Below are 22329 nucleotides of genomic sequence, written 5' to 3'. Positions count from 1 at the left end.
CTATTTCGAAGTAACGACACCAACCTCGAGGGTCATCCCTGTTTTGCGAAGCCGCTCGACCAGAACGTCGCCAAGGCCCGTTGCAGGGGTCAAGATTCCGCCGCGTTCCAATCCGCCTGGCAATTCACCTTCATTCAAGGCCAAACTCAACGCCGATTCGCAGAGAAACTTGACGGTCGCTCGGTTTCCCGGATCGCCCCGATCGCAGACCGATCCCTTTACTTTGCGTCCGTCGCTTGCGGTTCCCAATAACTCGCACCGAAACCACCCTTCATTCATGGTTTGCTCTGACGGGCCGCTACCGGGTTGCGGCAGCAGCGGTTGCAGCAGGCGGCGCAAAGGTGCCTGCCGAACGATGCTTTCAAACAAAGCCATTCCGGCACTGACCCCTGTCGCTTGGAGCCATGCCAGAGGCGGATCGAATTTCAAGTATTCCTGATAGGCAAAATCTGGCCCGTAGGGCTGCTGCCATCGATCGAATAAGGCGCTACTGCGACGGACGATGCGGGTATTGACTGGACTCATGACAAAAGGAGCGACCCAGGTTTCAATATCGGCATCATACTCGGGCCGTTCTGGATCTTGGTTGCGCGCTATCTCTGCTGGAGTGTGCTGCTCGCCCGGCGGATCGAGCAAAAAGGGATCGCGCACTCGATCGGTCTGGCCGGAATCGTAAAGGTTGAACGCTGATGCCAAAGTGCCGCCATTCAAGCCGCCAGTCATCTGAAAATAGGCTTTCACGGTTTGGCAAGATGCGCCCAGCTTTTGCTGGATGTAGCGCGCGACCAGGTAAGTTCCCAAATCCGAAGGCACGGAATCGAAGCCGCAACAAGGAATAATGCGGGTTCCGTCTGAGGCAGCTCGGGCGTGGTGGCGATCGCAAAGTTCCTCGACCCAGGGCGTCTCTCCGGTAATATCGACGTAATGGGTCTTAAACCGAACGCAGGCATCGACGATCGCGCTGCCGTAGAGGGCAAAGGGACCAGCGGTACTGAGGATGACGCGGGTTTGGGCCACCATCTCGTCGATCGCCCGTGGATCCTGGCTGTCGGCCACGAGAATGTCTGCTTCGACGCCAAGGGTCGCCCTGACGGATTCCAGTTTCTGGCGGCTCCGCCCGGCGATCGCCCAGCGCAATGGCTCGGGACGCGCGTGCTGGGCGAAATATCGGACGGTCTGTTGCCCGACAAAACCCGTGGCTCCGTAGAGCACGACATCGTAAAGCCGATCGGTCATAGCAGAATGCTCCTTACGCGGCGAGCGGTTGAGGGGTTGCGCGACGTTCGCTAACTAAGGTAGCAAATCTTGGGATTCGCCCTTCACGAGTTTCTGACACTGACAGCCAACTTTCAAGTCCAACCGCAGGCAGCAGCAATCTGATGCGGTAACTCCAATGCATCAAACGGTTTGGGGATGACGCCTACCGATGCGATCGCTTTTCGATCGACCCGATCGGTGTTGGCCGTCAGCAGCACGACCGGAATCGATTGCGTTAGAGGATTCTTCTGAAGGTGTTGCAGCACCTCAAATCCGTTCATTTTAGGCATGGCCAAGTCTAATATGATGGCATCTGGATGTTCTAATTGAGCGATTTCTAATCCTTCCGCACCCGATGCCGCATCTAAAACGTCGTATCCGCCTAACTTACTGAGGCTGACCTTTACCACTATGCGAATTGCCATATCGTCGTCAATGATTAAAATTCTTTTTTGAAACATCGTCCCGCCCTCTTGACAAATAGCCGATGTGAATAAGCTTTTGTATGACGCGCTTCCAATCCATCTCGCGCTCGTTACTTTTAACGCTTCCAATCCATTCTTTGAGCATGACAGCAAAGAAGTAGAAGACCTTAAAAGCACGGTATTTCTTTGGATTGAAGTAACGAAAAAATGACAGTTAAAAAAGCTAACGGTCCGAGCGCATTTTGGCTCGAACCGTTAGTAAACCGGACTTATTCGATTCAAGGTTACTTCCTCAACCTAACGAAATAGAAGGGATTCGTAGTTTCGCTCGAGTTTACATAGCTGCATCTTTCCAGATCCTAGTTTGGCTTTATTCTTGCGGCTCAGAAGCCCAGAATGTTGCCACCTTATCTATTTGTACCCTCTCTACTTTCCCACTTACATAGTAACATTTTTGTTTGCCACTAATGGGCTGATACATATATATACAAACGACTTGCCGCCAGATCGGTAATAAATCTACATGCTAGTAAACCTAGTGAAGTCGAACAAAATGGGTAGTGTTGCGTCATTCTTAAATTGATGGATTATTAGAATATGAAATTTCTCAATCATCCAGATGCCACGCAAAAAATATATCGTGACGCTTACTGAAACAGAACGCGAGCACTTAGAAAAACTGACTCAAACCGGAAAAACAGCCGCATACATCATCACCCATGCACGGATACTCCTCAAGGCAGATACATCACAGCCTGATGGCGGTTGGTGTGACGCCGACATCAGTGCGGCATTGGATGTCGGCACCGCAACCGTTGAGCGCTTACGCCAACAGTTTGTAGAAGAAGGTTTCGAGGCTTGTCTGAAGCGCAAAATGAGAGTCTACACGAGGCTATTGGACGGCAATCAAGAAGCCCACCTAGTCGCCATCGCCTGTAGCAGTCCGCCAGAGGGTCAGAGTCGTTGGACGTTGCGGCTATTGTCTCAACGATTAGTAGAACTGGGCCATGTGGAGAGTGTGTCCCATGAAACCGTGCGTCAAATGCTAAAAAAAATGAACTTAAGCCTTGGCGAAAAGACTGCTGGGTGATTCCACCAGAGCAAGATGCAGACTTTATCTGCCAGATGGAAGAAGTCTTAGACCTTTACAGCCAAAGCGAAGACCCCAACTACCCCCTCGTCTGTTTTGATGAAACCTCAAAGCAATTGACCAAAGAAACACATATCCCTCAGGCAGCAGAACCCGGACAGGTGGCACGGGAGGACTATCAATATGAGCGCAATGGAACAGCCAATCTGTTTATGTTCTCTGCCCCACTGCTCGGCTGGCGACATGTAGAAGTGACTGCGCAACGTACACAAATCGACTATGCACAGCAGATGAAATGGCTAGTTGATGTTGGGTTCCCTGAAGCGCTTCAAATTCGGGTAGTTCAAGACAACTTGAATACTCATGTAAAAGCCTCACTCTACAAAGCGTTTGAGGCTCCCGAAGCCCGTCGAATCCTGGAGCGGCTAGACTTTCACTACACTCCAAAACATGGGAGTTGGTTAAATATGGCAGAAATAGAGCTAAGTGTTTTATCGCGCCAATGCTTAGATCGGCGAATACCAAACCTAGAAACGCTTAAGACAGAAGTGGCTGCGTGGGAAACTCGCCGAAATGATACTGACAACAAGATCGATTGGCAATTTACAACACAAGATGCAAGGATTAAACTTAAGCATCTTTATCCATCATTTGAAGGATGACAGAGTAGTAGGTTTCTTGCAGAGAAACCTACCCAAAGTAGAAGAAGTCACTCAAATCGCTCTACCCTCAGCGATCAAGGCTCGCCGTCAAGGTTTGCAAAGGTTTGCGATCGAGCAAAACCCTACTCAAGGTCGATCTTGACGATTTTTTTCTTCTCTTCTTCAGATTTCGGCAAGGTTAGGTTGAGAATGCCGTTCTTATATTCGGCAGTGACCTTGTCGTTTTGGACGTGAGATGGCAACGGTATGACTCGTTCGAAGGAACCATAGTGGAACTCGGAGCGAATCATCCCTTTCTCTTCAGTCTTGGATTCAGATTTACGTTCCCCTTTGATCGAAACGGCGTCATCCGCGACTTCCACGTTGAGATCCTTGGCTTCTAAGCCTGGGACTTCTAGCTTCAGTTGAACGGCATCGTCTGTCTCTTGCATTTCGACGGATGGAACGAAACCAAAGCCTTTGGATTCGCCATTGCCCGCATGCATCCATCGGTCAAACAGCCGATTCATTTCATGTTGAAGGTTTTCCATTTCGCGGAAGGGTTCCATGAGTTCGAGATCCCTCAGCGGTTTCCATCGTGTAAGTGTCATAGGTTTAGCCTCCTACTGCAAACTTATCCCTTCTTCTTGCAAAGCTTTACGAAGGATCTTGCAAGAAAGAAATGTCTGGGACAGCGCTTCAATCTCGCTTGTCCTCTACCTTCACCCTACAAATACAAGTTGAGGAATTTGTGAGGGAACCCTCCTCGCAACGCATGGACTGAGAAAGGTCAAACTTCACGAGTTCCTCAACTTCACGGGCTAGGTTTAGAGTTTCAGCATCTTTTAAGATTTTGGATAAGATTTTGGAGGAGCTGACACCCCCAGGATTTTACGAGCAAGCGTTCGGCCCAATGTTCTTTTTCTAGCTCCTGACAAGCGCTATGACAAACCCAAAGCGAGTCGGCATTCTCACCAGCGGCGGCGACTGTCCCGGTCTCAACGCCGCAATCCGAGCTGTGGTCAATCACGCGACCCTCACCTACGGCTGGGAGCTTTTGGGTATTCCCTACGCCACTCGGGGCTTGCTAGAGTGCAAGACCATTCCGCTTGGCGTCCACAGTTTAGATCTCAGAGGCATCGATCCGCTGCTGAATATGGGCGGCACGATTCTAGGCACCATTAACCACGGCAATACGCTAGCCCGCGCCGACGAGATTTTAGATGGCTATCGGGCGATCGCCCTGGATGCCCTGATTGCCATCGGCGGCGACGGTAGCCTTGCCATTCTCCACGAGCTGGCAAAGCGCGGGAATTGGCAACTGGTCGCGATTCCCAAAACTATCGATAACGACGTGGCCCTCACCGAACGGGCGATCGGGTTCGATACGGCTATCAATACCGTGACGGATGCCCTCAACCGCCTGACGTTTACGGCTGCGAGTCACGATCGCGTCATGGTCGTGGAAGTCATGGGCCGCAAGGCGGGTCATTTGGCTCTGCACTCGGGGATTGCGGGCGGTGCCGATGTCATTTTGATACCCGAAATTCCCTACTCCATTCAAGGTGTGCGCCAGCACATTGCCGAACTGCGCGATCGCTGGGGGCGGAAGTTTGCCATCGTGGTGGTGGCCGAAGGCGCAAACCACGCGCGGGAATCGCTTCAGAGTTCTGCGTGCGGGATGGGGCAGTACGTGGCCGATCTCATTGCCGAGTGCAGCCCCGTTGACCTGGAAATTAGAGCGTCGGTCTTGGGGCACATCCAGCGCGGCGGCATTCCTTCTGCCATCGATCGCTTAACGGCAGCAGCGTTTGCCAAAGCGGCGGTCGATCTGTTAGCCCAAGGAGAATCTGGCAAAATGGTCGCTTGGCGGAGCGGGCGAGTTGAAGCAGTTCGGATTCGGGATGTGGTAGAGTGCAGCCCCCTGTCCGTAGACCCTAACGGCACGCTCGTCCAAACGGCTCGCGCCCTTGCAATCTATGTCGGCGATTGAATTGCGCTGCTCGAGTTTCCCGCGTCTCGGTCGCCGACCGGAGACCATCGGAGACCATCGGAGACCATCGGAGACCATCGGAGACCATCGGAGACCATCGGAGCAGCGGATCGGTCTAGCAATCCAGAACGAAAAATAGAGTTTTTTTCGGCAGAGATCGCTCGAAAAAATGCGAGGCTCGCTCGGGATTTTTAAACGTTTTTGTCTGCAAATCCTTTCAGCAATTCTTCTCTATATGCTTGTAGCATGGGCCGTCACGTACATACAGGCTTGCAAGATCGACGCGTTGAAGTTGTCGCGTTCGTGCATCGATTGAAGACCCTGCGAAGGACCCCATAAACCCAACTGCGATCGAAGCCAGCACCTCTAGAGGGGCGATCGCAGTTGCTCGGTTTTTGCCGAGATCGGGCTGACTGAAGTACGGCAAGAGCCAGAAAAGGACGAGATCTCAACGCCCTGACCTAGGATTTTCCAAGCCATATGTTTTTTTGTGAATTTATATTCAAGTCTAATTTTCAATAAAGATAGGAAATGATATGAATGGGGTGGTTTCAATATGTTTAATTAGGTCGAACAAACCCGAGCTTTAATAACTTGAGTTCGCTCCTCAAGCGTTAGAGAATGGGTAAATCTCCTCGGCCTAGACTGAGCGCGAAGTTCTTTAGCGCGAAGAATTTGCGGAAGCGAAGTCAACCTTAATTGTACATACAAATAATTTCAGGTATTCCGTACATATGCATCGCTTCTCAAGTCATTGGGCCGAAAAATGGCCCGTACGAGCAAGAGCCTTAGTAAAAAGTTCGAGAGCGCTTGAAAGAGATATAAACGGTATCGCTTTCGATCCGAGAATGTCTTGAGCGTTTTGCGATCGAGCATTTAGTGTGGTGGGCGAGCTTATTTGTTAACTCTTGTATAACTAGAAGCATTTTATCTTATCTTGAGCTATACATATTGGTTGGCAATTAAGCGGTTTCCAAATCCCTTGTTCGAGCGCAAACGCAAATTTGTTTTTCCCCGGCAAGCAGTGCGTTCTCCATCGTAAAACAACCTTTGAAGGTACCTATCCTTAAGGCATTCGAGAGTTCTTCAGTACTTTGAATGTAGCGGCGCGTATTGCTCTTTTGCCCATAGCTATGGGCTAGTTTGTCTTGACTGCGCGATGCGTTCTTTGCAAATTTGTGCTTTAAAGCTCGAAATGAATTTGGTGAGTTTTGGCTTCATTATTTTTTAATACAAAAATGGAAAATTTAAATCAAACCGATCGTTTTGGCTTTTCTATTACGATTGACGAGCAAATTATTCCTTGGCAAGAAGTGTTTGCTCAGCTTCAACTGTTTGGAAAACTGCGACCGTTCGTACAAGAAATTGTCAGTCAGCGTTTAATCGTTCGAGAAATTCAAGCGCGAGCAGAACTGCCCGTTCAAACGAGCGAGCTCGAACAGGCTGTCATTGACTTTCGGCTCCGACATCAATTGACCGATCGAGACAAGTTTGAAAAATGGCTGTCTCAAGAGGGCATAGATTATCCTGCATTTCAGAATCGAGTCATTTTTAGCTTGAAGGTGAACAAGCTAAAAACTCGAGTGGCCGAGCCAAATTTATCGACCGCTTTTGAAAACAGCAAACCCTCGTTGGAGCAAATAGAACTGTCTTATCTGGCGCTCAGCGATCGCGAACTCGCCGACCAGCTGGCGGCACAACTGCGATCGGGGGAAAACAGTTTTGAGGAAATTTCTAAAGACTACGAGGCCGTACCGGATTCGATCGTGAAATGCACGACACAAGTCGTTCGCCGTGGCTGGTTGGTCAAGGAGATTAAGGAGGCATTAAAGACCTGTCGCCCTGGAGAGTTGGTAGGGCCGCTTGCCATTGAAAACCGTTGGGGGATCTTGCGGATTGAGAAGATCCTTCCCGTTGTCATGGACGAACGGCTGAAGCGGCAACTAGAGGAGAAACTTTTCCGGCAATGGTTGGCAGAAAAGATGAACGCCCACACCGTTCGATTGAAATCCAGTCTGGAAGCCCTATCCGATCTGCCCAGCAGTGCCGATTTATTAGATAGCTCGGCTGAGGAAATTTCCTCCAACGGTCGGGTGCAAGAGCGAGAGTACGCCCAACTTTTAGCCAGCGGCGAGCCGATTTAGGGACGCTGCATTCAAGTTTGAGGGGCTTTGCGGCCCCTTTACTCGTTCGAGAGTTATAGAAAATTTAGACCGACGGCAAGGAAAAGGATAGCTATGGATACTAGCCCGGAATTTGGATTTGCGAATTCAATTTTTTTCCCCGCAAACGCTCGCGCTACGACAGACTATCTGTTTCAGCAGGGGGGCTACGGGCTAGAGGGTCTTTCCCACTCAATGGTTAAAGGGCCCAGCGGAGCCGACCTTTACTTCGACCGAGCCTTGTCGGAGTTGGAAGTAAGCCCCGACAAGGCCGATTTTTATGCATTTCTGGACGATCGCCAAACCCCTTTGGTCGATCGAGCGGCGTTCGATCGAGCTTGGGATTCGCTCGTAAGCTGGAACGCTCGAACCCCTCTGCTCGATCGCTCGGTCGAACCCACCGTTTTGCCGGGCGATGGCGTTCAGACAAACATAAAGCCGCGCGAACTCTTGATTCTGGACCCTGGCGTCGATAACCTGCAAGACCTTTTGAGCGGGGTGAAGCCTGGGATAGAAGTTGTCGTGCTAGACCCGACGCAAGACGGCATCGCGCAAGTTCGTTCGCTTCTAGAAAATCACAGCGATCTATCGACCGTTCATATCGTTTCCCACGGCAGCGAAGGCGCGATTCAGCTCGGATCGACCGAGTTGAACTCGCAAAATCTTTCTACCCGTGCGGACGAACTCCGCCGTTGGGGCGCTGCTCTCTCTGAAGATGGAGATTTTTTGGTCTACGGCTGCGATGTGACCGCCGGAACGTCGGGCGTGGATTTTGTCCGACAACTGAGCACCCTCACTGGAGCGGATGTCGCCGCTTCGAACGACCCCACTGGCTCGGCTCTGCTGGGAGGGGATTGGGACCTTGAAACCACCGTCGGCTCGATCGAGTCCGATCTGGGATTCTTACCCACCGTATTCAAAAACTACAGCGGACTTCTGCTCGCCGATATCTTCGACAATACGACCCTTGCCAGCTATCTTGCAAATCCCGTTTTGGGTTCCAATACCGCATCGGGACTGCAGAGTCCGCTGGCCCTGTTGGACGATGTGGCAACCAATGCCGAGAATCAAACCGACTTCGACGCGCTGCTGAATACGGCAATTCCAGGCTTGCTCGAGCGCGAGACCAAGCAGGATGGCAGCAGTATCTTCAGTCCCCAAGATTTTTACGTTCCCACCCTGGCCGATATTCTCGGCCAGAACGGCAGCGATGTCGTCAATTTGACCCAGCTCCTGACGGACACCCTCAATGACTTGGCGTTCTTGGGCGGTACGCCGGATGCGTTTGCAGATGCCCTCGACAGTCTCGATCGAACGATAGGCAACGTCACCATTACGATCAAGCGAAACGATGCCGATCCTAGCACCCCTGGAGATGAGAAATATCTCCTGAACCCACTGGGCGGAGACGATTACGAGTTCCTGTTCGATCTCGAATTCACCGTTTCGATCGCCGACGCGGCGGATTCCTTTAGCTTGGACCTCGGTCGCAACGCCGATGCCCTGGAACTCGATTACAAGGCCGATTTGCTCTCCACCAGCCTGCCTTCGATCGCCTTGGCTAGCACCTATAGCATCGATGCTATTGTCGGACTCAACGCGACCATCGTCGAAAGCACCTACGATGCCGACCCCGACCCCGGCAACGTCGATCTCCAGCCGCGAACCACCGTCACCTTGGGCGAAAGCTTCCTGCGCGACCCGAGCTTCCGCACTGGCGTGGGTGCCGATGCGACCACCCCAGGGTTTGACGCGCTGCAGTTCGGCTTCCTCGATGTCGAGGCGCTGGCCGGTACGGCGGATTTCGACATGAATATCGCTGCTTCGTTCGGTGGAGACATCTCTACAGTGGCAGATTTGGGAACGCCCACCATTACGCCGGGCGGCTCGATTGAGGTGTTGCTTCCCCTTGCGGTCGATCCTGCCGGAATTTTAGGCGGCAATGGTTTCGGTGGCTTCTCGCCGACCGTGCGCCTGTATACGGATGCTCCCTTCAGCAGCGCCCAGGCACCCGTGCCCGGCAGCGACGATGGCCGGACGGCCATTCAGATCGACCTGCAAAATTTCGATGGCTTGAACCCATTCCGCAATATCGATGCCTCTGGCCTTGCCAATGTTTTCTCCGGTCTGACCTCGCTTCTAGACCAGCTTCAGACCAAGGCACAACTGTTCGGGCTGTCGTTGCCGCTGGTCGATTCGACCAAGATCTCCGACGTGTTGCAGTTTGAAGGCCCCATGCGCGATCTCTATCTCGCGCTCACCAAGGAAGAGAAGGGGGCAAGGGTTGCCAATTTTTCAACCGTACAGGAGTTCGTCGGCAAGCTGCAGACAGCCCTGAACAATATCCTGAGCCAGTACAACAGCAACCCGGATTTTGACGACATCGGCGCGTTGGTAGGCATCAACCCGCGCTACGTGGTGGAGAACGGCAAACCGCCGTCGCTGCTGTTCGCGATCGAGTTGCACGCAGCGCCTAAATACGACCCGGACAAAGATGGCGCCGCAAACCCGATCGAAGTGGAAGGGGACTTGGGCCTGAACGCAGGTGCCTTTGCCGATGTAGCGGTGAGCGGGAATCTAGCGGTGAAGACCGGCTTCGACCTCGCCCTCACGCTCGGCATCGAGCTCAACGAGGTGCCCGATGTGACGATTTTGACGGCACCTGCTCCTTCAGCCTTAACTGGCGCGGTGGTGGATGACGCACTCGCTACCGATGTGAAATTCAACCTCGTTTTGGGCGCGCTGGGGTCCGTAACCGTCAACCTTGCGGCTGGGGACTATAGCGCTTCAGCCGGGAAATTGGCCGAGGCGCTGCAAACTGCGATCGCCGCTGGGATCGCGGCCAAGGGATTTGATGCTGAGGTCGTAGTGACCCGAAACGCGCAGGGTCGCCTGGAAATCGCCAGCCAAGCGTTCCCCTATCTCCAGATCGTCGAGCCAGCGACTGGCGCTTCGGTTGCGGTACTTGCCGATTTGGGCTTCCAGTACGGACAGCGCGCCTCCGTCTCGCGCCTGCCAGCGGACGGTCGATTGAGCGGCGATGCCAGCTTCAGTCTCACGATCGGCGATGCATCGAATCCAGCGAATACCAAAACAGTCACGCTGCTCGCCGCGACGACCGCCGCCAATGCCGACAACCCCAACACTCAGAACAACGAGGCATTGCCGCAACTCGTCGCTCAATTGAATAGCGCGATCGAGGCCCAGTTCGGCGCTGGCAGCTATGCCAGTTTGGATGGCAACGAGGTGGTCGGATATCAAATTCGCATTAACGCAGGAGGGCGGTTTGTGCGGATTGACGGTACCAACGCGATCGCCAAAGCCGAGCTAGGTCTGCTGGACGATTCGGTCGTTTCAAATCTGCAAATTTTGGGCGATTCGTCGATCGCTGTGGGACTCGATTCACAGGCTGATGCGCTTCCGGTCGATGGCAATCTCGGGAATGTCTCCTTTACCGTCAAACTGGTTCAAGGTTCCAACGACAGCGGGCCGATTGTCGTCTCTGCCGATGTTTCTGAAAACAACGGTGCGGGACTCTCCGCCGCTCAGATTGCCGCGAACGCCGCTCGGGACATCAACGCGGCTTTGGCCGAGACCGTACTGGCGGGAGAGCAGAAGCTCGGCTCCGTCCTGATTGCCACGGCAGCAGAGTTTCTGGTTGAAGATGCGACAGGCCGATTGGTGGGGACGGGGCAGTGGGGAATCCGGTTCTCGCAACCTGCTTCGGCACTGGATACGTCGCTGCAGTATGCCTTCGCAGATCGGATCGAGATTGGCGGGATTGACGCTAACGAGAACATCGGGATCGCGAATAACGCCACCGCAGATCGCGTAGGGCCTTCGCTGACAAATACCCTCAGCGGTAACGCCCAGTTCACCATCAACCTCACGGGGGTGGGGGGCGCGGTCACCCAGCTTGCAGTGGACGTCCCACCACCCGCAACGAATACGCTGCAAGCTTTAGTCGACGCGCTGAATGCCGCGATCGTCGCACCGCTTGCCGGTAAGGTGGCGATCGGCCTTAAAGGGTCGCGCTTGGTTTTTGCCGTGACCGACCCGGCCTACAAGGCGATCGAGTTATCCAACATCAACGATACGGCGCGCGAAGAATTGGGGCTGGAGGAAGGCATCTCGGCTCGCACCTTCGAAGGCGTCCAGTCTTTCGTGCAGGACGTGTCTCTGGATGCATCCCTCGAGTTGGACGGCAGTGCCAGCGGTAAGGCCAACTTCGGTTTCGTGTCGCTCGACCTCGGGACGGCAACGGCTGCCCTAGATGCCACGGTTGAAGTCGATTTCGGCAGTGGCGAGCGCATCTATACCAAGGATATTTTCAACGCATTCAGTAAACCCCTCGACGGTCCTGGCGGCCTTGTCGACGTCCTGGAAGGCGCGGGCGGCGACGGTGACATTCTGAGCTTGGGCCCCACCGAGGGCGATCGAGAAATCGACCTGCGCGGCTCTGCCTCTGTCCGCTGGGAGGGTCTCGATATCTCAGTTGCCGGGTCGGGCGGCGTTGCCGACGATCTGACCTCAGAATTAGCAGAGGTGGTCTCTCCCTCCATCCAAATCGATCTGCCCGATATCACCCATCTGGAAACGTTGGCGGTCGATGCCAACCTCGGCTCCCTTGCCGATCTGGCCGACTTCGGCTTCGATGACGCGATCGCAACCCTACGCGCGATCGCCAACTGGCTGAAGGCTTACGTCCAGGATCTGGACATCGTCAACGAGCCGCTGCCGCTCTTAGGCGTCTCGCTCGCCGAGACCCTTGCCTTTGTCGATGACTTCGCCCAAGCCGTCGAGGATATTGCGGCGAACCCGACGAAGAGCCTGCAAGAACTGCTCGACAAGGTGAACGAAGGACTCCAACAATTTGTCGGCCCGCTGGCCCAGATCGGATACCAGTCCAACAGCCCTGGCATCCTGACCTTCAAGATCGATTTCGAACGCGACTTCTCCGATATCCTTCCCGTCGAGATCGACATGGTCGATTTGCTGGCAAACGAGACCGGCATTACCGTTCCCGGACTCGAGCTGAACGGCAACGCCAACTTGGGAGCGTCCTTTAGCATCGACGCGGAGCTGGTTTTTGGGGTCGATGTCGGCGGTCTTTCAGCCGTCTTGGACGATCCGGTTCACGTCGCCGATGATGTATTCGACCAAATTTTCCTCGTCGTCGCCGACAGCGATGCGGAAAACATCGACGGTTACACGCACTTGGCGATCGAAGCCTTCGCGTCGGCCCAAAACGTGACCTTTACGGGCGCGCTGGGTCCCTTGGGCCTGTTTGTAAGCAATGGCGGTGCCGTTCTCAACGCGGATGGCGTATTGGGAAATAACGCGCCAGCGTCGATCTCGATCGCGCTACCCGACGTGGGAATTGCGGGCGACGGCTACATCACCCTGTCCGACTTCTTCGACGCCAGCAATGCGTCCGCGATCTTCAATACGGACAACGTCGACGTGAACCTCGGGGTGGCAGCCGTGTTGCCCGTGTCGTTCCCCACTTCGTCCAACTTTATCGGCAACCTCGATTTCACGGCCCAAGTCACCGACCCCTTTAGTGCAGATGGCGTCAGCTACGCGCTGAATTCAATCCCCGATTTTTCGCAAATCGACCTGAGCGACCTCGGCCTGCTGGACACGATCGAGCTCTTCCTGGCTGGAGCTGACACGGTGCTGGGCACCCTCGGCGACCTGATTACCGGCGAGGTTTTTGGGGCAGCGGCGCTCTCCGACCTACCGCTGGTGGGCGATGCGCTGGAGGATGCTGGAGCCTTCATCGATCGAATCCGCGACGAAATCATCCCCAAACTAACGGCGATCGTCGAGGCAGCCCCCGAGCTGATTTCCAATATCTTCCGCGACATCGGTCAGGTCATCCAAACAGCCCTTCAGACGCTGGACTTCCTGGGCAGTTCCGTCAAACTCAACCTGTTCGACGCGGCTGGCAATACGATCGGGCTCTACGACTTCGATGCCGCTGTGAGTTCCGCACCGGGCTACTTTGACGATCTAGGTTCCGACGTCTTCGCCGCCGACGGCTTCTCCTTCACCCTCGATTTGGGCGTCGACTTCAGTATCCAGCCCGACGACGTCAACCTCAACCTCGAGGTCTTCCAACTGGAAATCACCGATCCGGTTACGGTGAACATCTCCGCCGACCTCACCTTCGGCATCGGCGTCAGCCTGAGCGACGGCTTCTTCTTCGAGGTCAACCCAGACGGCGAGTCCGACCTTTCCGGCAGCATCACCGTCAACTTGCCCAAGCAGATCGACGCACAACTGTTTTTCCTCCAACTGACCGCTGAAAACAACAATCTCATCGACGACAAAGGCAATGCCGACCCGAGCGACGATATTCGCTCGAACGACGATCTGAGCGCGGCATTCGCGGTGGATCTGCTCGGCACCGACCAGGGCCGCATCGGCTTTGGCGATCTGCTCGATCTGGACTTCGACGTGACCTTCGGTGCCGAGGTCGACCTCGACTTTCTGTTCAAATTGGGGGTCTCTGAAAAACTCGCCGATGGAATCGGGCTGCCTAAAATTCTGGCCGACTTCGACTTTGCCTGGGGCTTTGGCGATACCACGGTCGGTGGCAACCCAATCGGTATCGATGCCGACCACCCCGAACTTCCACTGCTGTCGCTGGGCAACATCCGATTGGATATCGGCTCCTTCCTCGGCGACACTATCGGTCCGTTCGTCAACGACCTCTACGAAGTGCTGGAGCCGATCGACCCGATCTTGGACATTCTCACCAACCCGATTCCAGTGCTCTCCGACCTCTTAGGGCCGACCTCGCTCCTCGACGTGGCAGCCACCTTTGGCCTCGTCAACCCCGGATTAGTGACGGCGCTAGAACTCCTCGATCAGGTGGTCGACTTTGCGTCGACTGTTGCGGAAGGGAACAACGGTTTCGTCACGATCTTTGCCGACACCCTGAGCTTCGGCGGCACGAGCGGTCTGGATCTGACAGATCCCAACCAAGTCGGCGCGCTGACCGATCCGAGTCAGGCCTTGGGGACTGTCTTGACCGCCTTGAAAGATAGCTTCGGCATCGAGGTACCCCAGGAACTAGTAGACGTGCTGGACTTTATCGCCGATGGATTCAATCCGGGTGCAATCCCCGGCCTGTCGGGCGCGGTTGGCGGGCCTCAGGGCGGCTTCTCGTTCCCGTTCCTCGAAAACTTTGAGGAAGTTTTGGGTCTATTCTTCGGTCGCAACATGACGCTGGTGTCCTACGACCTACCACCCCTGGAATTCGGCTTCGATTTCTCTATCTACGTCCCGATCTGGGATGGCCTGGGTGCCCGTTTCGCAGGCGGTATCAATGCCATTATCGATCTGGCTTTCGGCTACGACACCGAGGGGATCTTGCGCTTCATCAACGGCGGTCAGAACCCGCTAGATCTGGTGCAGGGATTCTTCGTCTATGACGACAACCCCTTTGGCGGCTTTACGGGTATCGACGTGCCGGAAGTGCTGGTCACTGGCGAGATTACAGCCGCCGCCGAACTGAATTTGGTGGTGGCGTCGGCTGGTGTTGGCGGAGGTATTTTCGCGTCCGTCGGGTTCGACCTGTCCGACCCGGATGGGGACTTCCGCGTTCGCCTCGATGAGATTATCGCCAATCTGGTCAATGGGTTCGAAGAGTTAGGTCCCCTTGCTCCATTGGGTCTCTTCGATGTCAACGCTCTGATTGAAGTGAAGCTGTTCGCCTATATTGAGGCCCTCTTTGGCCTCTGGCGCAAGGATTTTCAGTTTGGACCCTCTATCCCGCTGTACGAAGAACAGTATTCGGTGCCGCAAGATCCCGTGCTGGCCACCGATATGGAAAACGGAACGCTGCGCTTGAATGTCGGCGAGTTTGCCGCAGATCGGATCTACACCAACAATGGAGCTGACGACCCCGCAGACGGAAACGAAGAATTCGAGATCGATATCGTCAGCAGTACCGAGATCAGAGTGCGGGGGAGGGGACCTGACTTCGACGAATGGGGCGAATGGCAGACGTTCGAGCGCGACGGCGGCTTCGACCTCATCCTCGGCTTTGCCGGACAGGGCAACGACAGCATTAAGGTCGTCTCCGATGCCTCCAACGGAGCGGTGCGCGTCGAGTTGGAAGGCGGTGCGGGCGCGGATACCCTTCAAGGCGGCGCGGGCGATGACACCCTTGTTGGAGATACTGGCGAAGACCGTTTGATCGGAGGGGCCGGTAACGATGCCCTGGAAGGCGGCGCCGGTAACGACTGCCTGGAAGGCGGCGATGGCAACGACACCGCGTACGGCGGCGCGGGCAATGACGCGATCGCCGGTCAGGCCGACGACGACCTGTTGTTCGGCGAGGCAGGCGACGACGCCATCTCGGGTGGATTGGGCGCGGATACGGCGCTCGGCGGTGACGGCATCGATCTGATCGCAGGGGGTGGCGACGCCGACGTGCTGATGGGCGACGCTGGCAACGATCGCCTCTGGGGCGACCTCGACTTTACATCTACGGACTGCAAGCTCGATCTGGCGATCGACGGGGACGAACCCCTCTTTGCCGCTGCCGTTTCGGAAGGAAATGACTACATCAGCGGCGGTGCGGGGTCGGACGAAATCCAGGGCAACGGCGCGGATGATTGGATCTGGGGCGATTCCACCTTTAAACTCGATGCCAATTTCGACCTTCAGCTCGACGGTGGCAAGCCCGTCTTGGTACTCCCCGCCTTCGGCAACTTTGGTGCTGACAATTTGAGCGGCGGTGCGGGCAACGACGCGATCTACGGCGAGGCGGGCAACGACCTCATTCGCGGGGACAACGTCCGCGTCGACCTAGAGGACGATAACAATCCCTTGACTTGGTCCGAGGGCGATCGATTCAGTCGAGGGACGCCCCACGGCGGCAGCGACGGAAACGACACGATCTTCGCGGGTAACGACAGCGACATCGTTTTCGGCAACGGCGGCGATGACAGTATCGCCGGGGGCAAGGAAAACGACATCTTGCTGGGCAACGCCGGTAATGACTCGATTTCCGGCGACGTCGGCGCGGACGTCATCTTTGGCGACAGCGGCGAGATCGAGGTTTGGGAGAGCGGCGACGATTTAGACGGGCTGCCGGGCGGCGAGACCTACACTGCGGCAACGCAGGACTTCAAACGCCTGGAATCGAATACCGAAGCCGGAGATGGCGACGATCGGATCGACGCGGGGCAAGATAATGACATCGTCTTTGGTGGCGGCGGTCTGGGACTGCAAGTTGGCGCAGGGGCGATCGGCCAGTCCGTCGAAGACCTCATTAAAACCGGCAGCGGCGACGACATCGCCTTCGGCGATCGCGGTCGCGTGCTATTGACCTATTCCGCACCGGCTGGCAGGGCCTTTGCAACCGACATCAGCTCGGTAGACAAGGACTTTGGTGGCGACGACCAGATGTTCGGCAGCACGGGACGCGACGTGTTGATTGGCGGTAAGGGGGGCGATTTTGTCAATGGCGACGATAGCTACAACCCCGAGGACGGTGACAGCCGCGACGTCGTGGCGGGCGACCACATCCAGATGACGCAGGCCGTCACGCTGGTGACCGTCACGCCCAACGCCAAGGTGGCCGACGTTTACGTCGCCGCTCCCAAGCAGATCGTCTCCAACGAGACCGATCCCTCCCAGGGCGGTAACGACAAACTGGACGGACGCCAAGACGACGATATCCCGATCGGCGGGCCGGGGGATGACGATGGCATCGGCGGTCTCGGTAACGATGTGCTGCTGGGCGATCGCGGCCAGATCGACTTTGACCTCTCTTTCATCGACCCCTCCGATCCGGCCTATGTCTTCGGTAAGGGCGAGCTGTTCGCGCTCCAGACCGTGAAGAGCACCGACCTCGCTGGCGGCGATATTCCATTTACGGGCATCGATCGACTCTCAGGAGGCGACGGTAACGACGTCGCGATCGGCGGCGGCAAAGGCGACTTCCTGTACGGCGATGCCGAACTCAACGGCATCGTAGGTCCGCTTGCAGCTGACAGCGACATCCTTCTGGGCGACAACGGCCAGGTGGACTACCTCCAGCACGGGACGCTGGCACGCGTGTTCGCGACCGACACGCTCGATGCCACGGGCGGCGATGACGACATTGAAGGCAACTCCGGCATCGACATCGCTATGGGCGGGGTCGGTGGCGACGACATTTGGGGAGACGCGGCGATCGCAAGTGCGTCTGACGGCGATGACATCCTGCTGGGCGACAACGGGCTGGTGGACTTCACGCTCGACCTCGACCTGAATCTGACGCTGACTGGCGCGTCGCCTGCCAACCTAGCCACGCTCGATCGGATCGAATCCAAGACCGATGGTCGCGGCGCGGTGGATACCATTCGCGGCAATGCTGGCTCTGACGTGGCGATGGGCGGCACAGCGGGCGATTCGATCTACGGCGACGACGAGTCGGCCAGCGGCGGCGCGCAGGACGGTGCCGACCTGTTGCTGGGCGACAACGGGCTGATTCTCCTCGCGAATCCGGCGTTGGATGCCACCAGCAACGGCACCGATCGCCTCGTCGTTCGCGGTGGCGCGGTGGCGCGGCTGAGCAGTACCGACGAAAACGATGCCGCTGACAACACCGGCGGTCGCGATACGATCTCGGGTAATGCTGGCAGTGACAGGATCTTGGGCGGCGTACGCGGCGATTGGCTCTACGGCGATCTCCAAACTCCGAACAGCACCACGAATGGCAACGACGGCAACGACACTATCCTTGGCGACAACGGTGCCCTCGAATGGCTGTCGACCGGACGACTCGGCGATGTCGCGGGAATCGACGTTGCGGCGGTCAACGCAACGCTCGCAGAGGGATTCGCATTGCGCGATATGAATCTCGACACCCTCGATCTAATCGCCACCGAACAGCCGAATAACGGCGGTCGCGACCTCGTCTACGGCGATAACGGCAGCGATGTCATCTTCGGCGGCACCGATGCCGACGACCTCTACGGCGACACTGGCAGCGAGACGGATGGCATCCAGAGCGACCACGGCAACGACCTGATGTTTGGCGACCACGGTCGCCTGTACCCGCAGTTCAGCACGCTCAGCACCGTCAATTCCCGCAACTTCTTTGCCACCGATATTGGCGATACGGCTGGCGGTGAAGGCGATCGCCTCTGGGGCGAAGAAGGCGCAGACATCATGCTGGGCCAGCAAGGCGACGATCGCATGTTCGGCGGCTCCGGCGATGACGATATGGTCGGCGGCCACAACGTTTCCGGCGGTGCGGACGAGCTGACGGCTCCGGCGATCGACGCCACCCTCAACCCACCCGTCAACGACCTGATGGATGGCGGCACGGGTAACGATGCGATGGCGGGCGACAACGCGACCCTCTGGCGGCGCGGCGACGACCTCAACCCGCGTTTCCGATCGCTGACGGCAGGAACCCTCTATACCACCACTGGAGATACGATGGGTGCCAATACGGGCAATTCCGCCCAAAGCGACCCAGACGATGTCGTAGGCCGCGACATGACGCTGCTCGACCATTCCGATGCCGTGCAAGCTAACCCGTTGGGTCGATTCGGCAACGACGTGATGGCTGGCGGTGCCGATCGCGACACCCTGTTCGGCCAGTTGGGCGACGACCTCCTGCAGGGCGATGGATTCGTCGGGGCTGACGATGCCAATGCAGCCACTGTGACTCGGCAGATCGACTTTACCGATAGTGGTAACAACCCCGATACCGACCAAACCCTGTACTTCAACATCCCCGAAGCGGTTACGGATGCCGACGACTACCTGGAAGGCAACGGCGGCAGCGACCTCATGTACGGCGGTCTGGGCCAAGATGACATGATTGGCGGCAGTTCCGCCTTGTTTGGGCTGACCGATGAAGCATTGCGGCCAGACGGCGCGGATGTCATCTTTGGCGGTGCCGGAATCGATATTTCTCGCAATGACATCGGCGACGCCACCTTGGATGCGAATGGTGCGATCGCGACTTCCGCAACCGGCCACGCCCGCGATGCCGACTACATCATGGGCGATAACGCCAATGTCTATCGATTGGTTCAAGGCGGGGCGAGCGGCACCAATCCCACCGCTCCGACCGACCTATTTAGAACCTTTGCCTACGACAACTACGGACCGCTAAAGATCGTTCCCCGCGCGATGCAGCAGCTCGACTACACCCTGGGCGGCGGCGATTACGCGGGTGGCGGTTACAACGCGAACGGTCAGGCGACGCCAATCGGCCAACCTGCCGATAACGGCTTGGCCGACCTGATTCACGGCGAATCCGGCGACGATACGATTTTTGGCATGACGGGTAGCGATGTCATCTTCGGCGAAGGGCAGGATGACGACATCATCGGCGGCTACGGGAACGACTGGATCTCTGGCGGCACGGGGCAGGACGGCATCAACGGCGATGACGGCCTGATTTCCACCAGCCGCAACGGGACAGCAGAACCCCTGTACGGTCTTGCCGCGACCGTTCAGCAAACCATCAGCACGCCCGGACAGATCCAGTTTGCCACCATCAACATCACCGGAGAGCTGAAGAAGACCGTCGAACTCGTACCGTTCAGTTTCGATAAGACCTGGAATGCGACCGACGACGAGTTTCCCGATAACGCGAGCAACCTGCCGTTTGCCGATGACATTATCTTTGGCGGTCTGGGCAGCGACTTCCTGCACGGCGGTTCTGGCGACGATGCCATTTCAGGTGCGGAGGCGCTCGCGATCGCCTACGTCCCGATCTACGATGCCAGCGGCAATCCCACCGGATTGCTCGATCTGGGCTATGCCGCAGTGGGTATCGCCACCCCGCTGCTCGTCACTCCGATCGGGCAACAAAACCCAGGTAACGTCTTGGCGTTTAACCCTGAAGACATTGACGGGCAGCATCTCAACAACCGCTTCCGGGCGGGCGAGTTCCGGCTCTATGACGAGTACGACCCGCTGCGGAAGATTCAGATCGATGACAGCGGCAATCTCTGGAAATCTGCCGCCCAAGGTCCGGCTTACGAGTTCTTACTCAACTTTAATAAAGATGAAGGGGTGCTCCGTCCGGGCGGTACGGTGCCCAAGGCAACCGGCCAGCAAACCGCGACCTACGGACCCGTTCGCGATGACGGGAACGACGCCATCTTCGGCGACTTGGGCAATGATTGGTTGGTCGGCGGCACGGGTCGCGACAATCAGTACGGCGGATGGGGGAACGACCTGATGAATGCCGACGACGACCAGACGACCAACAGCAACAAGAACGACGCACCCGATACCCATCCGACTTACGAAGATCGGGCCTATGGCGGTGCCGGACGCGACGTGCTGATCGCGAATACTGGTGGCGATCGCCTGATCGACTGGGTCGGCGAATACAACAGTTACCTGGTGCCCTTTGCCCCCTTCGGTATGGCCACGGTGAGCCGCACGCTGCAACCCCAGCTATCGGAATTCCTGTATGCTCTGTCAAAAGCAGACGGTGCCGACCAGACCCAAGCCAGAGATACCGGAGCCGATCCGCTTCGGAACGGCGAACCCGCAGGCGAACTCGGATTGGTGTTGCAGAAAGACTTTGCTTGGCAGGATCAAACCGGCGCGCCAGCCGATCCGCAAGCCGGAAACATCCCTGGCGGCAAGCGCGACGTGCTGCGCAGTGCCAACTTTAACGACGGACAGGCCCAGGGCTTCGCCGCTGATAGCGGCACCTGGAGCGTCACGGGAAGTCGTTACCAAGTCGCACCGACTGTAGCGGGCGGCGACGCCGTCAGCGTTTTCTACGTGGATCGGTACATCCCCAACTATTTTGAGATGACCGCTACCGTCCGCGCTGTGAAACCGACGGGCGGGTATAAAGCAAACGCTTACCTGATCTTCGATTACCAAAGTCCTACCGACTTTAAGTTTGCAGGCATCAATGTCTCGACCAACAAGCTAGAGATCGGCCAGCGCGACGCTCAAGGTTGGAAGGTTGTAGCACAGCAACCCTTCACGGGTGCTTTGAAGGCCGATACGGACTACAATCTCTTCCTGACGCTGAACGGCAGCGCAGTCGCGCTGAAGGTTAACAACCAGACGCAACTCACCTATACGTTTGCCGCCCGCGTCGATGCCGATGGCTTCTCGAAAGGACTCAATGCTGGCATGGTCGGTTTGGGTGCGAGCAACGCTCTAGCCGCGATCGATAACGTGGCGGTCCAACAGGTACCCCCGACGGTCACGCTCAATAAAACGGTCGATTTTAGCAGCGCCCCAACGGTTGACACCCTATTTGAGGCCCCTCGAACGGGGGTGTTGAACGCCCAGGCTGGCCGCTACAGTCTAACGGCTAACGGCAGCACGCCCGCGATCGATCTCGTCAACTTATCGGTCGGCTCCAACGCCCTGCTCCAGTTGAGCGGCAAGTTCAGCACGACAGGGCAAGGTGGTTTCGTCTTTGACTATTACTCGCCAAACGACTATAAGTTCGTGACGATGAATCCGCTGACCAAGCAGATTGTTATCGGGCACGCGACGAAGAAAGGGATTGTTATCGATGCTGCGTATTCGAGCAATAGCCTGAATACCTCGTCAGACTTTACCCTAGGACTGACGATTAAGGGCACGACGCTCAGCGCGACGCTGAACGGCCAGACGGTCCTGAGCTCGACCTACAACGGGGTGCTGACGGATGGCGGGTTTGGACTGCTCGGCCTCGGTGGAGTCACGTCGTTCGACGACTTTGGAATCCTCACGGATGACCTGCTGGCGGGCAAGTCAGCCTTAGCCCTTTGAG

At 56.5% G+C, this 22329-nt stretch carries 7 protein-coding genes; 4 read left to right on the top strand and 3 right to left on the bottom strand.

The window, feature by feature from the left end; genetic code table 11:
- Nucleotides 1-1236: a saccharopine dehydrogenase family protein gene (locus R6H26_RS16135; RefSeq protein WP_404783723.1), complete on the bottom strand. Its 1236-nt coding sequence runs from the start codon at nt 1234-1236 to the stop codon at nt 1-3.
- Nucleotides 1237-1349: 113 nt separating this feature from the next.
- Nucleotides 1350-1718, bottom strand: a complete 369-nt coding sequence (locus tag R6H26_RS16130) for a response regulator (protein WP_404783721.1) — start codon at nt 1716-1718, stop codon at nt 1350-1352.
- Nucleotides 1719-2301: 583 nt separating this feature from the next.
- Here R6H26_RS16130 and R6H26_RS16125 point away from each other — a divergent pair.
- Nucleotides 2302-3434 (top strand): IS630 family transposase gene (locus R6H26_RS16125; RefSeq protein WP_404783720.1). Its coding sequence is split into 2 segments (ribosomal slippage): nt 2302-2725 and nt 2725-3434, totalling 1134 coding nucleotides; the frame shifts between segments, so codons are not numbered across the junction.
- Between the two features lie 122 nt (nt 3435-3556).
- Here the strand turns inward: R6H26_RS16125 and R6H26_RS16120 are convergent.
- Entirely contained in the window at nt 3557-4024 is a 468-nt protein-coding gene (locus R6H26_RS16120) for an Hsp20/alpha crystallin family protein (RefSeq protein WP_404783718.1), read from the bottom strand.
- A 332-nt stretch (nt 4025-4356) separates the two neighbouring features.
- Between R6H26_RS16120 and R6H26_RS16115 the strand changes: the two genes are divergently transcribed.
- The 3 genes from R6H26_RS16115 to R6H26_RS16105 all read left to right on the top strand — a co-directional run bounded on the left by R6H26_RS16115 (nt 4357) and on the right by R6H26_RS16105 (nt 22328).
- Nucleotides 4357-5406 (top strand): ATP-dependent 6-phosphofructokinase, encoded by a 1050-nt coding sequence (locus R6H26_RS16115; RefSeq protein ID WP_404783717.1) that lies wholly within the window; start codon nt 4357-4359, stop codon nt 5404-5406.
- Between the two features lie 1238 nt (nt 5407-6644).
- Complete coding sequence (locus R6H26_RS16110; RefSeq protein ID WP_404783716.1) at nt 6645-7550, top strand: peptidylprolyl isomerase; 906 nt, start codon at nt 6645-6647, stop codon at nt 7548-7550.
- Nucleotides 7551-7643: 93 nt separating this feature from the next.
- Nucleotides 7644-22328 carry a DUF4347 domain-containing protein gene (locus tag R6H26_RS16105; protein WP_404783714.1) on the top strand — a complete coding sequence of 4895 codons (14685 nt, stop codon included), beginning with the start codon at nt 7644-7646 and terminating at the stop codon, nt 22326-22328.
- The last annotated feature ends 1 nt before the right edge of the window (nt 22329 follow it).

It is taken from the genome of Altericista sp. CCNU0014, from assembly GCF_044923475.1.
Classification (GTDB): domain Bacteria; phylum Cyanobacteriota; class Cyanobacteriia; order Thermosynechococcales; family Thermosynechococcaceae; genus JAAURS01.
Note: the sequence above shows the minus strand (reverse complement) of the source record. Positions and strands in the feature narration are given on the sequence as shown.

What these genes read in the sequence shown, in the direction of transcription:
- R6H26_RS16135 (WP_404783723.1), bottom strand. Translation starts at nt 1,236, where the DNA reads ATGACCGATCGGCTTTACGATGTCGTGCTCTACGGAGCCACGGGTTTT.
- R6H26_RS16130 (WP_404783721.1), bottom strand. Translation starts at nt 1,718, where the DNA reads ATGTTTCAAAAAAGAATTTTAATCATTGACGACGATATGGCAATTCGC.
- R6H26_RS16120 (WP_404783718.1), bottom strand. Translation starts at nt 4,024, where the DNA reads ATGACACTTACACGATGGAAACCGCTGAGGGATCTCGAACTCATGGAA.
- R6H26_RS16115 (WP_404783717.1), top strand. Translation starts at nt 4,357, where the DNA reads ATGACAAACCCAAAGCGAGTCGGCATTCTCACCAGCGGCGGCGACTGT.
- R6H26_RS16110 (WP_404783716.1), top strand. Translation starts at nt 6,645, where the DNA reads ATGGAAAATTTAAATCAAACCGATCGTTTTGGCTTTTCTATTACGATT.
- R6H26_RS16105 (WP_404783714.1), top strand. Translation starts at nt 7,644, where the DNA reads ATGGATACTAGCCCGGAATTTGGATTTGCGAATTCAATTTTTTTCCCC.